This is a genomic window from Brevibacillus sp. SIMBA_040 (assembly GCF_046535075.1).
GTDB lineage: Bacteria > Bacillota > Bacilli > Brevibacillales > Brevibacillaceae > Brevibacillus.
This window is the reverse complement of sequence record NZ_JAWRXI010000347.1, coordinates 1-246: the sequence shown is the minus strand read 5'-3', so window position 1 is coordinate 246 and position 246 is coordinate 1. Positions and strand designations below refer to the sequence as shown.

General features: G+C 28.9%; 1 protein-coding gene. It reads left to right on the top strand.

Annotated features, from left to right (window positions below; all coding sequences use genetic code 11):
* A partial coding sequence (locus SB752_RS33065; RefSeq protein WP_410719605.1) for an aminotransferase class I/II-fold pyridoxal phosphate-dependent enzyme occupies positions 1 to 246 on the top strand: 246 nt, incomplete at both ends.

Here is a 246-nt window from a genome sequence, read left to right as displayed (position 1 = left end):
ATCATGAGCACAGGTGACGAAATTGTCGTTCCTTCCAATACGTATATTGCATCTATTCTTGCCATTTCAGACAATGGTCTGGTTCCTATTTTGGTAGAACCTGATATTGACAATTATAATATTGATATTTCAAAAATTGAAGAAAAAATAACTTCAAAAACAAAAGGTATTTTAATTGTTCATTTGTATGGAAGAATCATTTTTTCAGAAGAACTACAACAATTAGCTCAAAAATATAGTCTAAAA